Annotated in this window: 10 protein-coding genes and 2 pseudogenes; 7 read left to right on the top strand and 5 right to left on the bottom strand. The window is 61.2% G+C overall.

Features of this window, described 5'->3' with window-relative positions; all coding sequences use genetic code 11:
* Both JCM21793_RS20450 and JCM21793_RS20445 read left to right on the top strand, forming a co-directional pair.
* On the top strand, positions 1–1621 hold a 1621-nt coding region (locus JCM21793_RS20450; RefSeq protein WP_025031554.1), incomplete at its 5' end, for a DNA translocase FtsK.
* 88 nt (positions 1622–1709) lie between these two features.
* On the top strand, positions 1710–2363 hold the full coding sequence (locus JCM21793_RS20445) for an outer membrane lipoprotein carrier protein LolA (protein WP_370671665.1): 654 nt from the start codon (positions 1710–1712) through the stop codon (positions 2361–2363).
* Between the two features lie 42 nt (positions 2364–2405).
* Here JCM21793_RS20445 and JCM21793_RS30645 read toward each other — a convergent pair whose 3' ends face one another.
* Positions 2406–2699: a helix-turn-helix transcriptional regulator gene (locus tag JCM21793_RS30645; protein WP_244439908.1), complete on the bottom strand. Its 294-nt coding sequence runs from the start codon at positions 2697–2699 to the stop codon at positions 2406–2408.
* 314 nt (positions 2700–3013) lie between these two features.
* Positions 3014–3124: pseudogene (locus tag JCM21793_RS30640) on the bottom strand (helix-turn-helix transcriptional regulator); the annotation flags it as partial.
* Positions 3125–3211: 87 nt separating this feature from the next.
* Here JCM21793_RS30640 and JCM21793_RS20435 point away from each other — a divergent pair.
* Positions 3212–3607: a RidA family protein gene (locus tag JCM21793_RS20435; protein WP_025031552.1), complete on the top strand. Its 396-nt coding sequence runs from the start codon at positions 3212–3214 to the stop codon at positions 3605–3607.
* Between the two features lie 129 nt (positions 3608–3736).
* Positions 3737–4546, top strand: a complete 810-nt coding sequence (locus JCM21793_RS20430; RefSeq protein ID WP_025031551.1) for an exodeoxyribonuclease III — start codon at positions 3737–3739, stop codon at positions 4544–4546.
* Between the two features lie 85 nt (positions 4547–4631).
* Here JCM21793_RS20430 and JCM21793_RS20425 read toward each other — a convergent pair whose 3' ends face one another.
* Together JCM21793_RS20425 and JCM21793_RS20420 are read right to left on the bottom strand one after the other, a co-directional pair.
* Positions 4632–5087, bottom strand: coding sequence for a cyclic nucleotide-binding domain-containing protein (locus JCM21793_RS20425; RefSeq protein ID WP_007008340.1), 456 nt, complete (start codon positions 5085–5087; stop codon positions 4632–4634).
* Between the two features lie 55 nt (positions 5088–5142).
* Positions 5143–5826, bottom strand: a complete 684-nt coding sequence (locus JCM21793_RS20420; RefSeq protein WP_025031550.1) for a response regulator transcription factor — start codon at positions 5824–5826, stop codon at positions 5143–5145.
* A gap of 156 nt (positions 5827–5982) precedes the next feature.
* Between JCM21793_RS20420 and JCM21793_RS20415 the strand changes: the two genes are divergently transcribed.
* Positions 5983–6531, top strand: a complete 549-nt coding sequence (locus JCM21793_RS20415; protein ID WP_025031549.1) for a L,D-transpeptidase family protein — start codon at positions 5983–5985, stop codon at positions 6529–6531.
* A gap of 25 nt (positions 6532–6556) precedes the next feature.
* Here JCM21793_RS20415 and JCM21793_RS27340 read toward each other — a convergent pair.
* Positions 6557–7137, bottom strand: a pseudogene (locus JCM21793_RS27340) (peroxidase-related enzyme).
* A 170-nt stretch (positions 7138–7307) separates the two neighbouring features.
* Here JCM21793_RS27340 and JCM21793_RS20405 point away from each other — a divergent pair.
* Both JCM21793_RS20405 and JCM21793_RS20400 read left to right on the top strand, forming a co-directional pair.
* Positions 7308–12044, top strand: a complete 4737-nt coding sequence (locus JCM21793_RS20405; RefSeq protein ID WP_025031548.1) for an NAD-glutamate dehydrogenase — start codon at positions 7308–7310, stop codon at positions 12042–12044.
* 28 nt (positions 12045–12072) lie between these two features.
* On the top strand, positions 12073–12712 hold a 640-nt coding region (locus JCM21793_RS20400), incomplete at its 3' end, for an MFS transporter (protein ID WP_025031547.1).

Raw genomic sequence — 12712 nt, 5'->3', positions numbered from 1 at the left:
GGCACCCGCTGCGCAGCGCGTGGAAAATCCTGCGCCCCGCCCGGTGGAAGGCGCGCGCGTGCGCCGCGAAGCGCAGCCATCCTTCCTCGACAGCGGAACGTTCGAACTGCCCGAACTTCATCTGCTCGCCGAGCCGAAGACCTCGACCAAGGATCCGTCGCTTTCCAGAGACGCGCTGGAGCAGAATGCCCGCCTTCTTGAAGGCGTTCTGGAGGATTTCGGCGTCAAGGGCGAGATCATCCATGTGCGCCCCGGCCCCGTGGTTACGCTCTATGAGCTGGAGCCTGCACCCGGCATCAAGTCGTCGCGTGTCATCGGCCTTGCAGACGATATTGCCCGGTCCATGAGCGCAATAGCGGCGCGTGTGGCTGTGGTGCCCGGCCGCAACGCCATCGGCATCGAACTGCCGAATTCCACGCGCGAAACCGTCTATCTGCGCGAACTTCTGGCAAGCCGCGACTTCGAGGCGAGCAAGGCCAAGCTCGCGCTTTCGCTCGGCAAGACCATCAATGGCGAAGCCGTAATCGCCGACCTTGCCAAGATGCCTCACCTTCTGGTGGCCGGTACCACCGGTTCGGGTAAGTCGGTGGCCATCAACACCATGATCCTGTCGCTGCTCTACCGTATGACGCCCGAGCAGTGCCGTCTGATCATGATCGACCCGAAGATGCTGGAACTGTCCATCTATGATGGCATCCCACATCTCCTGACCCCGGTCGTGACCGACCCCAAGAAGGCTGTTGTCGCGCTCAAATGGACCGTACGGGAGATGGAAGACCGCTACCGCAAGATGTCCAAGGTCGGCGTGCGCAACATTGAGGGCTTCAACCAGCGCGTTGTCGCCGCCAAGAAGAAGGGCGAGACGATCAAGCGCACCGTCCAGACCGGCTTCGACCGCGAGACGGGCGAGGCAATCTACGAGAGCGAGGATCTGGATCTCGAGCCGATGCCCTTCATCGTCGTCATCATCGACGAGATGGCCGATCTGATGATGGTCGCCGGCAAGGATATCGAGGGCGCCGTGCAGCGCCTGGCGCAGATGGCGCGCGCCGCCGGCATCCATGTGATCATGGCCACGCAGCGTCCTTCGGTGGATGTCATTACCGGCACGATCAAGGCCAACTTCCCGACACGTATCTCCTTCCAGGTGACGTCGAAGATCGACAGCCGCACCATTCTGGGAGAGCAGGGCGCAGAGCAGCTACTGGGCATGGGCGACATGCTCTATATGGCTGGCGGCGGGCGAATACAGCGCGTCCACGGTCCGTTCGTCTCGGATGGCGAGGTGGAAAGCATCGTCAATCATCTGAAGATGCAGGGCGTGCCGGACTATCTCGACGCTGTCACCGAAGATGACGAGGAAGATGACGGCGGCTCTGCTGGCGGCGGCGGGTCGGGTGGCGGCAATCTCGGCGATTCCGCTGATCCCTACGATCAGGCGGTTGCCGTGGTGCTGCGTGACGGAAAGGCGTCCACCAGCTATATCCAGCGCCGCCTCGGCATCGGTTACAACCGGGCTGCTTCGATCATCGAACGCATGGAGGAGGAGGGGATCGTCGGTCCCGCCAACCATGCCGGCAAACGCGAAATTCTCGTGCCGACCGAGCAGGACGAAGTCTGATCAAGAGCGGCGCTGGAACCGGCGCCGGCGCGGACCGTTATCGGGCAGCCAAATTTCGGCCCTACTGGGTGGTTATCCGGAAGGGCAAATGTGGAGATCGAACACGATGATTCTTGGGGTAACCGACTTTCTGGCGCGGCGGATGGCCGTTGCAGCGATGGCTTTGGCGGCGTTCTCTCTTGCGCCGATAGCAGCCCAGGCTGCCCAGAGTGCCGACCAGATCGCGGCGCATTTTTCCAGCGTGCGCACCATGATGGGCGAGTTTGTGCAGTTCGGACCGCGCGGCGAGCAGACCGGCGGCAAATTCTATATCGAACGCCCGGGCAAGATCCGCTTCGACTATGAAGAGCCGTCAGGCTTCCGTGTCACCTCCGACGGCAGTTCGGTGGTCATCATGAACAAGAAGCTCAACACGGCGGACCTTTATCCTCTATCGAAAACGCCGCTTAAGCTGCTTCTCGACGAGCGCATCGATCTCTCGGGCGATAAGGTTCAGACCGTGCGAGAGGACAACGACCTGACAACGATCAAGATGTCCGACAAGTCTGTCTTCGGCAATTCGACCATCACGATGATGTTCGACACCAACTCATACGACCTGCGCCAGTGGACCATCACCGACGCGCAGGGCAAGGACACAACGGTCATGATCTTCAACGTTCAGCAAGGCGTGACCTTCGACCCGAGTGTTTTCAAGATCGATTACCGCCGTGTCGACGAGATGAGCCGCAACAAGCGCTGATGGGTGCCCGATCGCTTCTGACGCAGCGGCTGACGCTGCATGTCAGAGAGGCAAATCGCGATACGGGCAAACGTCGTCTTCAAACGGGATGTGGCGTCGTCGGAACGCTCTGTCTTTCAGAGGCTGCGGATTCGTGATCCGATCCATTCGGAAGTGGCGGAAGTCATTGCGTGCCGGGTCCCATGCCACCAGATACCAGATTGGCGGCAGGATCAGCATCGCTTGCGGTTCAACTTCTCGGCCGGTTCGGTTGCCTTTCGCGTCCCGGTACTGAAACCTCAGGAAGTGCCGTTCAAGAAACGCGGCCTCGAAAGAGGGCAGCAGGGCCGGATCCATCGTCCCAATGTCTGATGTGTCCTGCTGTGGCGAGAGCGCCCTACGTGAAGGCAATCCAGAAATCGACGCAGATCGCGTATCTTGTCGGCTGGCAGTGCCTGTTCGATCTTGGCGAGCCCGGCATCCGCGAGCTGTGAAAACGGAAGACTGCCGGTCGCGCGCATGGATGCAACACCGATGAGAAGCGCAAAGACCTCGGCAACCGTAAGCCGCGCCGTCATTTGCAACGATTGCGGATCAAGCTGAAGGCCGCCGCCGCGTCCGGGCTCTGAATGGATCACGAATCCCTGGTCGCGGAGCGCGCTGACATCGCGCAGGATCGTGCGCCGCGTTACTCCGACCTCCTTTGCGAGCCGGTCGATCGTTGAAGTTCCATTTCTGCGAAGGCTGCGCACGATGGCGTCATGTCGAAGACGGGCTTTCATTTCGGCACACTAGCATAAATGGTGACAGGAAATGTCACCGTTTTCGCCTAGTCGATGGCTGTACATCTCAGCAGGGAGTTTCGCACAATGCAACGTACAGCCGTGAACCCGTGGGACTGGTCCTTGAAGCTTGGCTACAATCAGGCGGAGATCATCGAGGGTATGTCTCGACACGTCATCTGCTCTGGCCAGACTGCAGTTGATGGCGAGGGTAATCCGCAGCATCCCGGAGATATACGCGGTCAGATCAATCTCGCGCTCGATAATCTGGAGGCTGTTCTCGCAGCGGCGGGAATGGGACTTGGCGATATAACAAGACTGGGCATCTATGCCACCGATGTGGATGAGGCGTTGAAGAATTTCGACCTCCTCGCAATGCGTTTCGGGCCACTCGAATGCGCCCCGCCAATGACACTGCTCGGCGTGACCCGGCTTGCGGTTCCGGGTTTGCTGTTCGAGATCGAGGCGACCGCCGCCAGCTGAAGCGCTTGTCACCCGTCGGGCTGTGGAAAGCCCGGCCTTTTGCTTCCCGGCGGGCCGTTGCGCTTGTCTTCCTTTCAGGTTCCGGGCAGTTTTGCGCTTCTTGCAAGCGATCAATCCCGGACTGTCTCCATGCCCTTCACCATCGCCACCTGGAACATCAATTCCGTTCGGCTGCGCATGCCGCTTGTGGAGCAGTTTCTGGAGCGATACAGCCCGGATGTTCTGTGTCTTCAGGAAACCAAATGCGCCGATGACCAGTTCCCTGCCGCGGCTTTTCGCAAGGCCGGGTATGAGCACATGGCGATCCATGGGCAGAAGGGATATCACGGCGTCGCAACAGTCGCTCGCCGTCCGCTGAAACTCGTTGAAAAGCGCGAATTCTGCGGGATGGGCGATAGCCGGCATATCTCCGTTTCCGTCGATGCGGGGGCGGGCCGTTCGGTGCTTTTGCACAATTTCTATGTGCCCGCGGGCGGTGACGAACCGGATCCCGCCATCAATCCGAAATTTCGCCACAAGCTCGACTTCCTGGCCGAAATGCATGCGCTTCGGGCGGAAGAAAACGGCAATTCGGGAACGATCCTCGTGGGCGATCTCAACATCGCCCCGCTCGAAACCGATGTCTGGTCGCACAAGCAGCTTTTGAAGGTCGTCAGCCACACGCCGGTGGAGACCGAGGGGCTTGAACGGCTGCGCAGGGAAGGCGGCTGGGTGGATCTGATGCGCGAGAAGATTCCGCCGGAAGAGAAGATCTTCACCTGGTGGAGCTACCGCGCGAAAGACTGGGCGCTTTCGGATCGTGGGCGCAGGCTCGACCATATCTGGTCGTCGCCGAACCTTTCGCCTTCGCTTAACCGGATCGAAGTGCTGCGCGAGGCGCGTGGGTGGGAGCGTCCGTCAGATCATGTGCCCGTCATCGCCGGGTTTGATTTCGGCTGATACGTTTTCCGAAATTTCACGGATTTTTGGCGGAAACGCCTCATTTTAGAGAAAACGATGTGAAACGCGTGCGTTTTGTGCCGAATCAATCGGTGAATCGCGCTGCTATGCGCTCCATCCGATCGATCATTGCCTGCAGGTTTCTGACAATTTTTTCGTGCAGGCGCATCGCCGTTTCGGGGAATTCTTCAAGAATCCGGTGAAAGCTCGAACGGCTGATTCTGACCAGCCGAGTTTCGCTTTCGGCCATCGCATTCGTCATGCGGCGGCCTTCGGCAATCAGTGCAAATTCGCCCATCATGTCGCCGGGGCCGAGCCTTTCGACAATCTGGCGCTCGCCGTCTTGTTCCGTAAACAGCACAACGCTTCCGGAGGCGACGATGAAGGCGCAGTCGGCCGGCGCACCCTCGGCATAGATGTCCCGTCCGGCGGAAAGCGTCATGCTTTCGGCGCCGAAGGCCATGAGGCGCAACTGCTCGCGCGTGAATCCGTCAAACAGACCCACGCCGGACAGAATGCGAATGTCATCGTCCAGCGCCATTGAAGTCGTCCCCGACCCGTTCCCGGTGATCCCCGAGCGCCCTCATGGCGCAGTCTCACGGAACGAGCTTATAACCACCGCTTTCTGTCACAAGAATTTCAGCTTTGGAAGGATCACGCTCGATCTTTTGCCGCAGGCGATAGACATGGGTCTCGAGCGTGTGGGTGGTGACGCCTGAATTGTATCCCCAGACTTCTTCGAGCAGGATGTCGCGGGTCACCACTTTCTGTTCGGCGCGGTAGAGATATTTGATGATCGCGGCTTCCTTCTCCGTCAGGCGAATCTTGCCGCCGCGCTCATCGATGAGGAGTTTCTGCGAGGGTTTGAACGTGTAGGGGCCAACGGCGAAGGTGGCATCCTCGCTCTGCTCGTGCTGGCGAAGTTGCGCGCGGATGCGGGCGAGAAGCACAGCGAATCGGAACGGTTTCGTCACGTAATCGTTGGCACCGGCCTCAAGGCCAAGGATCGTGTCCGAATCGGTATCCTGCGCGGTCAGCATGATGATCGGCGCGCGATAGCCGCCCTTGCGCAGAAGCTTGACCGCTTCACGTCCATCCATGTCCGGCAGGCCCACATCCATGATGAGCAGGTCGACAATCGCGTTGCGCGCAGACTGGATGCCCTTCGTCGCCGTGTTCTCCTGAAGAATGTCGAATTCCTCATAGAGCGACAATTGCTCGACGAGCGTCGTCCTCAGGTCTTCGTCATCATCGACGATTAGGATGGTGCGTGACGTCATGGTTAAATCCACTATCCAGGAAAAAGACTGCCGATTCAAATGGAATTGCAGTGTTGACCGTTCCAGCTTTATGCGGAACCTAACAGTGCGAAAACACCATGGCGAACATTTGTTCCAATCAATTTAACGTAAGCTGACAGGCAGGTTTCCCTCAACATGAAGTGTAAAGCCGGCAAATCGATTGGTCTGATCGAGGTGCGCCGCAAGCCCGGCAGGCCGACCCAGGGGCTCTTGAGCGTGGGACCACTCGTCTTCCCCTGTGCCCTCGGGCGAACAGGCACGACGATGCTGAAGCGCGAAGGCGATGGCGCCACACCTGTTGGTGATCTGCTGCTGCTCTATGGCTACTTTCGGGGAGACAGGGCGCCTGCCGGCCCGCCTTTAAGCCGGTTCCCGCTCACGCGGATCGACGCGCGCGACGGATGGTGTGATGCTTCGGGCGACCGCAATTACAATCGCCCGGTCCGGCTGCCCTATCCAGCCAGCCATGAGCGTATGGCGCGTGAGGACCGTCTCTATGACGTCTGCATGGTGTCCAACTGGAACATGCGGCCGGCGATCCGCAATCGCGGCAGCGCGATCTTTTTTCACATTGCCAAACCCGGATTTCCGCCCACCGAGGGCTGCATAGCCGTCTCGCCGCTCGCCATGGCACGCATACTGCCGCTCATCGGACCTCATACGCGAATCAGGATCTATCGATGATCCGGCAGTGGCGGTCCTCCGCGGTTCAGTCGGAGGCCGGTTCCCGCGCCATGCCGTGATACTCCTCGTTTGGGTGCATATCGACCGCCGCCGCCATGCGGTTGGACATGTTGAAGAAGCTCGCCACGGCGGCGATGTCCCAGATGTCGTGCTCGGAAAATCCGGCCTCACGCAGCGCCCTGCGGTCCGACTCCTCGATCTTCGCGGGGCTCTCGGTGAGTTTAACGGCGAAATCGAGCATGGCCTTTTGTCGCGGCTCCAGCTTCGCGGCGCGGTAGTTCATCACCATGAGTTCACCCAGCACCGGGTCGCCGGAGAGCTGGCGCACGGCTGCGCCGTGGGCGGTGAGGCAGTAGAAGCAGTGTTGATGCTTGAAACCGCGACGGCAATCATTTCGCGCTCGAGCTTCGACAGACCCGAATCACTCAGCATCAGGTCGTTGTACATCTGCGTGAAGGCCCTGAGCTTGTTCTCGTCAAACGCGTAGGCGCGCAGAACATTGGGCACGAGGCCAAGCTTCTCCTCGCATTTGTCGAAATAGGCCCGGGTTTCGTCGCTCAGCGCTTCGAGTGGGGGAAAATGCAGGGCAGTGACCGGTTTCGTCATGATGCAGACACCCTTTCGATAGGAATAGGTTGTATTCAGCCTGCACGGTGGAATGACGGGTCGTCAAACCGCTTTTGTCTGAATACGATGGGCCAGTTTGGTCAACCAACAGGGATTTTCGGCATGGTAGCAAGGCAAAGACCTCCAAGACCGCGAAAAAGGGCGGACCCATGGGCAAGGTCCTGCATGAGATCATCAGCGCGCGGACACCGGCGGAGGATCTGCGCCCCTATGACGAGGCAGCGCTGCTGCGTGCCGCCGAGGATGCGGTCACGGCGATCAAGGTCCACAGGCCGGGCACCAGCGTGGTGCGGGTGGACAATGCCTCGGGGATCGAGCGTTTGGGTCGTGCGGTCAGCCTTTTGACCGTCGTGAACGACAACATGCCGTTCCTGTTCGATTCGGTTCTGGGTGAACTCAGCGATTTCGGCGTCGAGGCGACGCTGGTTGTCCACCCGGTTCTGGTCGTCAAACACGGCAAAAAGGGTGTCGATGCGATTGTCGGTGATGCTGCGAGCACCAAGGTCGGTCCGGATGAGGACAATATCAGCCTGATCCACGTGCATCTGCCGAAGCTTTCCGACGAGCAGAGCGCGGATCTGGAGACGCGCCTCAACGCGACCCTGAAGCAGGTGCGCGCAGCCGTTGTTGACTGGAAGCCGATGCTTGCCAGGCTCGACCAGGAGATAACCGAGCTGCGTTATGCGCCGGTGCCGCTCGAAAAGGATGCCGTGGCGGAGGCCATCGCGTTTCTGGAATGGCTGCGTGACGACAATTTCACATTCCTCGGCATGCGCGAATTCCGCTACTCGGGCGGCGAAGAAAGCGGCACGCTGGAGCGTGCCAACAAGAAGGGCCTCGGCATTCTGGCCGATCCCGACGTTCTTGTCCTGCGCCGTGGCAAGGAAGCGGTCTCAACGACACCGGAAATCCGCGCCTTCCTGCATGGCCCCGACCCCTTCATCGTGACCAAGGCGAATGCCAAATCGGTTGTCCATCGCCGTGCCTATCTCGACTATATCGGGATCAAGACCTTTGACGATAAGGGCAAGCTCACTGGCGAACTGCGTATCGTCGGCCTGTTCACTTCCACCGCCTACACCCGTTCGGTGATGAAGATCCCGTATCTGCGATCCAAGGCCGAGGCGGTGATCACGAAGTCCGGTTTTGCGCCCACCGACCATTCGGGCAAGGCGCTCATCAATGTGCTGGAATCCTATCCGCGCGACGAGCTTTTCCAGATCGGCCTGCCGATCCTGCGCAAACATGCCGAAGCCATACTGGCGCTGGGAGAGCGGCCCCGTGTCCGTGCGCTCTACCGTATCGACCAGTTCGACCGTTTCGTCTCCGTGATCGTCTTCGTGCCGCGCGACCGCTACGATTCGCAGGTCCGCATCGAGATCGGCAACTACCTCAAGACCGTTTTCAAGGGGCGCGTTTCGGCCTACTACCCGGCCTTCCCCGAAGGCACGCTGGCGCGTGTTCACTTCATCATCGGCCGTTCCGGCGGCAAGACGCCGCGCATCGATACGGAGACGCTGGAAGCGGGTATTCTCAAGATCGTGCGGACCTGGGACGATGCGTTGCAGGAAGCGCTTGAAGAGACCGGCGCAGACCGCAGGTTTGCAGGGGTGGCAGCAGCCTTTCCCGAGAGCTACCGCAACGGGTTTTCCGCCGAAACGGCATTGATCGACGCCGAGCGTATGGTGAAATTGTCTCCCGACAACCCGATCGCCATCGATTTTCACCGGCATGAAGACCAGAACGAAACGCAGGCGGCGCTGAAAATCTATCATCACGGCACGCCGGTCCCGCTCACCGAGCGTGTGCCGCTTCTGGAAAACATGGGCTTCCGGGTGATCAGCGAGCGCACCTTCGAAATCGGCGATGCCGACGATGAAGAGCGCGCGCAGATATTCATCCACGACATGGAGCTGGAAAACGCATTCGACGGACCGATCGACCTGTCGGACAGGGGCGCGCTGTTCGAAGAGCTGTTCCTTTCGGTCTGGCGCGGGGAGCACGATGACGACCGGCTCAACGCGCTTGCACAGACGGCGCGTCTGCGCGTCGACGAGATCGCGATTCTGCGGGCCTATAGCCGCTTCCTGCATCAGGCCAGCATTCCCCAGAGCCAGGATTTCATCGCCGCGACGATGAACCGCTATCCGCATATCGCGCGCAAGCTGTTCGAGCTCTTCGTGTTGCGCTTCGATCCCAAGCGGGCGGAACAGGCAAAGGCACGCGAAGAGGCGGCGGCGCTGACGGCGGCCATCGAGACGGACCTCGATGCGGTGCCCAATCTCGATGATGATACGATCATCCGGCGGTTCCTCAACCTGATCGAGGCGACGCTGCGGACCAACCATTATCGGCCGAAAGCGGATGAGACCGTTCGCTCGCTGGCGCTGAAATTCGATTCACGCGCCATCACCGGCCTGCCGCAGCCGCGCCCATGGCGTGAGATTTTTGTCTACGGGCCGGAGGTGGAAGGTGTTCACCTTCGCTTTGGGCCGGTGGCACGCGGCGGCCTGCGCTGGTCTGACCGGGCGCAGGACTACCGCACCGAGGTGCTGGGCCTTGTGAAGGCACAGCAGGTCAAGAATGCGGTGATCGTGCCGGTGGGGGCCAAGGGCGGCTTCTACCCGCGCCTCCTGCCGGAGAATGGCAGCCGTCAGGAGGTGTTCGAGGCAGGGCGTGCGGCCTATATCAACTTCATCTCCAGCCTTCTGTCGCTGACCGACAATCTGGATGGCGACAAGGTCATTCCGCCCGAGGGCGTGGTGCGCCACGATGGCAACGACCCCTATTTCGTGGTGGCGGCCGACAAGGGCACGGCAACCTTTTCCGACACGGCCAACGGCATCAGCCAGGCGCATGATTTCTGGCTGGATGACGCTTTCGCCTCCGGCGGCTCGGCCGGCTATGACCACAAGAAGATGGGCATCACCGCACGCGGTGCCTGGGAGGCGGTGAAGCGGCATTTCCGCGAGATGAACCGCGATATTCAGACGGAACCGTTCACCGCCGTGGGCGTGGGCGACATGTCGGGCGATGTGTTCGGCAATGGCATGCTGCTTTCCACTTGCACGAAGGTGGTGGCCGCTTTCGACCACCGCGACATCTTTATCGATCCCGATCCGGACCCGGCGGTTTCCTATGCCGAGCGCAAGCGCCTTTTCGAGATGGGGCGCTCCAGCTGGCAGGACTACGACACGAGCAAGCTCTCCAAGGGCGGCGTTATCGTTTCACGTGCGCAGAAGTCCATCACGCTCAGCAAGGCGGCAGCCGATGCCATCGGGCTTGGCAAGACCACGGCCTCGCCAACCGAGATCATGATGGCGATCCTGAAAGCGCCGGTCGATCTCCTTTGGTTCGGCGGCATTGGCACCTATGTGCGCTCACACACCGAAAGCAATCAGGAGGTGGGCGACCGGGCCAATGACACCATTCGCGTGACCGCGCGGGAGGTGGGGGCCAAGGTGATCGGCGAAGGCGCCAATCTTGGCATGACCCAGCTTGCGCGCATCGAGTTCGGCCTGAATGGCGGGCGCTGCAATTCCGACGCCATCGACAACTCGGCCGGCGTGAACTCCTCCGACGTGGAGGTGAACATCAAGATCGCGCTGGCGGCCGCGATGCGCTCGGGCGCGCTGGAACGGCCGGCGCGCGACAGGCTTCTGGCCGAGATGACGGACGAAGTCGCCGGGCTGGTTCTTGCCAACAACTACCAGCAGACGCTGGCCATCTCGCAGGTTCAGAAGCGCGGCATGCCGGAAATGCCGCATCAGGCGCGCATGATGACCCTCTTCGAACAGCGCGGGCTGCTCGACCGGGCGGTCGAGTTCCTGCCCGGGCCGCAGGAACTGGCGGATCGCGAAAGCCGTGGCGAACAGCTGACGCGCGCGGAAGTGGGCGTGCTGCTTGCCTATGCGAAGATCGTGCTCCTTGACGAGATTGTCGCAAGCAAGGTGCCGGATGCGCCGCATCTGGAGGAAGATCTTTTCGCCTATTTCCCGAGCCGTATGGCGAAGAAATACGAAAATGAAATCCGTTCGCACCGGCTGAAGCGCGAGATCATCGCCACGGAACTGGCCAATGACGTGATCAACCGCGGCGGGCCGAGCTTCGTCACGCGGCTGCAGGACCTGACAGGCCGGCCGGCAGCCGACATCGTTGCCGCCTTCGCGGTGGTGCGTGAGGGGTTTGAGCTGCGCAGGATCTACAAGGCCATAGATGCGCTGGACAACAAGATCGACGGCATGGCGCAGCTCGATCTCTATCAGATCGTCTGGCGGCTGATCTATTCGGCGACTTCCTGGCAGCTCAAGAACGAAAGCGACAAGGAGACCGTCGGCGCGCGGATCGACCGGCTGCAGGCGGCGCGCAAGGCCCTGGAAGGCAAGCTGATGCCGATGCTGCCGGCCTTTATGCGCGAGCGTCTGGAAAGCCGGCGGGGGCAGCTCGTGGCGCTCGGAGCACCGGAGGATCTGGCTAAGAAACTCGCCTTCCTTTCCGTTGCGGAGATGGTGCCGGATATCGAGCTGGTGGCGGAGAAGGCGGGTGCGCCTCTGGAGAAGGCCGCGAAAGCCTTCTTCGGCGTTACCGACGCTTTCCGTATCGGGCGCATCGAGGACGCGGCGCACACGATCGTGCCTTCAGACTATTATGACGGGCTGGCGCTGTTCCGCGCGACCGACATGATCAGCGCGGCGCGACGCGGCATGACGATCGCCGCCCTTACCGAATACGGCAAGGAGGACGATCCGGCTGAAAGGTGGGTCGAGGCTGGTGGGGAGCACGTGGTGCGGGTCCGCGACAGGCTTCAGTCTCTCGTGGAGGGCGGTGAGATAAGCGTGTCGCGCCTCACCGTGGCCTCCGGCCTGATGAGCGATCTGAGTGTCTGATCTTGCCGGGGCGCCGGAAGACGCCGGGATGAACATGCCGCCGGCGGAGCACGGATCCGTGCCCCGCCGCGGCATCTGGGGCTGGATGTTCTTCGACTGGGCGCAACAGCCCTTTCACACGCTCATCATCACCTTTGTCTTCGCGCCCTATTTTGCCTCTGCCGTCGCGCCCGATGCGGCGCGGGGGCAGGAATTGTGGGGGTTCGCCACGGGCATTGGCGGGCTTGCCATCGCGCTTTCCTCACCCGTTCTGGGCGCGATTGCCGATGCGACGGGGCCGCGCAAGCCGTGGATCTTCGTGTTCTCGGTGATCGGCGTTCTGGCCTGCACATCGCTGTGGTTCGCCACGCCGGGGGGTGGGCATGTGGGGCTGGTTCTGCTTGCCGTGGCGCTCGCCGTGTTTGGCATGGAGTTCGCCGCCGTCTTCAACAATGCGATGATGCCCGATCTCGTGCCGCGCGCGGAGCTGGGGCGGCTTTCGGGCTCAGCCTGGGGGCTGGGTTACGTCGGCGGGCTCTTATCGCTGGTGCTGGTGCTTGGCTTCATGGCGGCGCAGCCCGATACGGGCCGCACGCTTCTGGGGCTGGAGCCGATCTTCGGGCTCGATGCGGCGGCGCGTGAGGGCGACCGGGCGGCGGGACCGCTGACCGGCTTGTGGTATGCGCTTT

The organism is Nitratireductor aquibiodomus NL21 = JCM 21793 (assembly GCF_000615975.1).
In the GTDB taxonomy this organism is placed as follows: domain Bacteria; phylum Pseudomonadota; class Alphaproteobacteria; order Rhizobiales; family Rhizobiaceae; genus Nitratireductor; species Nitratireductor aquibiodomus.
Note: the sequence above shows the minus strand (reverse complement) of the source record. Positions and strands in the feature narration are given on the sequence as shown.

Coding starts and splice junctions, on each gene's coding strand:
- JCM21793_RS20415 (WP_025031549.1), top strand. CDS start 5,983: ATGAAGTGTAAAGCCGGCAAATCGATTGGTCTGATCGAGGTGCGCCGC.
- JCM21793_RS20445 (WP_370671665.1), top strand. CDS start 1,710: ATGTGGAGATCGAACACGATGATTCTTGGGGTAACCGACTTTCTGGCG.
- JCM21793_RS30645 (WP_244439908.1), bottom strand. CDS start 2,699: ATGGATCCGGCCCTGCTGCCCTCTTTCGAGGCCGCGTTTCTTGAACGG.
- JCM21793_RS20425 (WP_007008340.1), bottom strand. CDS start 5,087: ATGGCGCTGGACGATGACATTCGCATTCTGTCCGGCGTGGGTCTGTTT.
- JCM21793_RS20420 (WP_025031550.1), bottom strand. CDS start 5,826: ATGACGTCACGCACCATCCTAATCGTCGATGATGACGAAGACCTGAGG.
- JCM21793_RS20430 (WP_025031551.1), top strand. CDS start 3,737: ATGCCCTTCACCATCGCCACCTGGAACATCAATTCCGTTCGGCTGCGC.
- JCM21793_RS20435 (WP_025031552.1), top strand. CDS start 3,212: ATGCAACGTACAGCCGTGAACCCGTGGGACTGGTCCTTGAAGCTTGGC.
- JCM21793_RS20405 (WP_025031548.1), top strand. CDS start 7,308: ATGGGCAAGGTCCTGCATGAGATCATCAGCGCGCGGACACCGGCGGAG.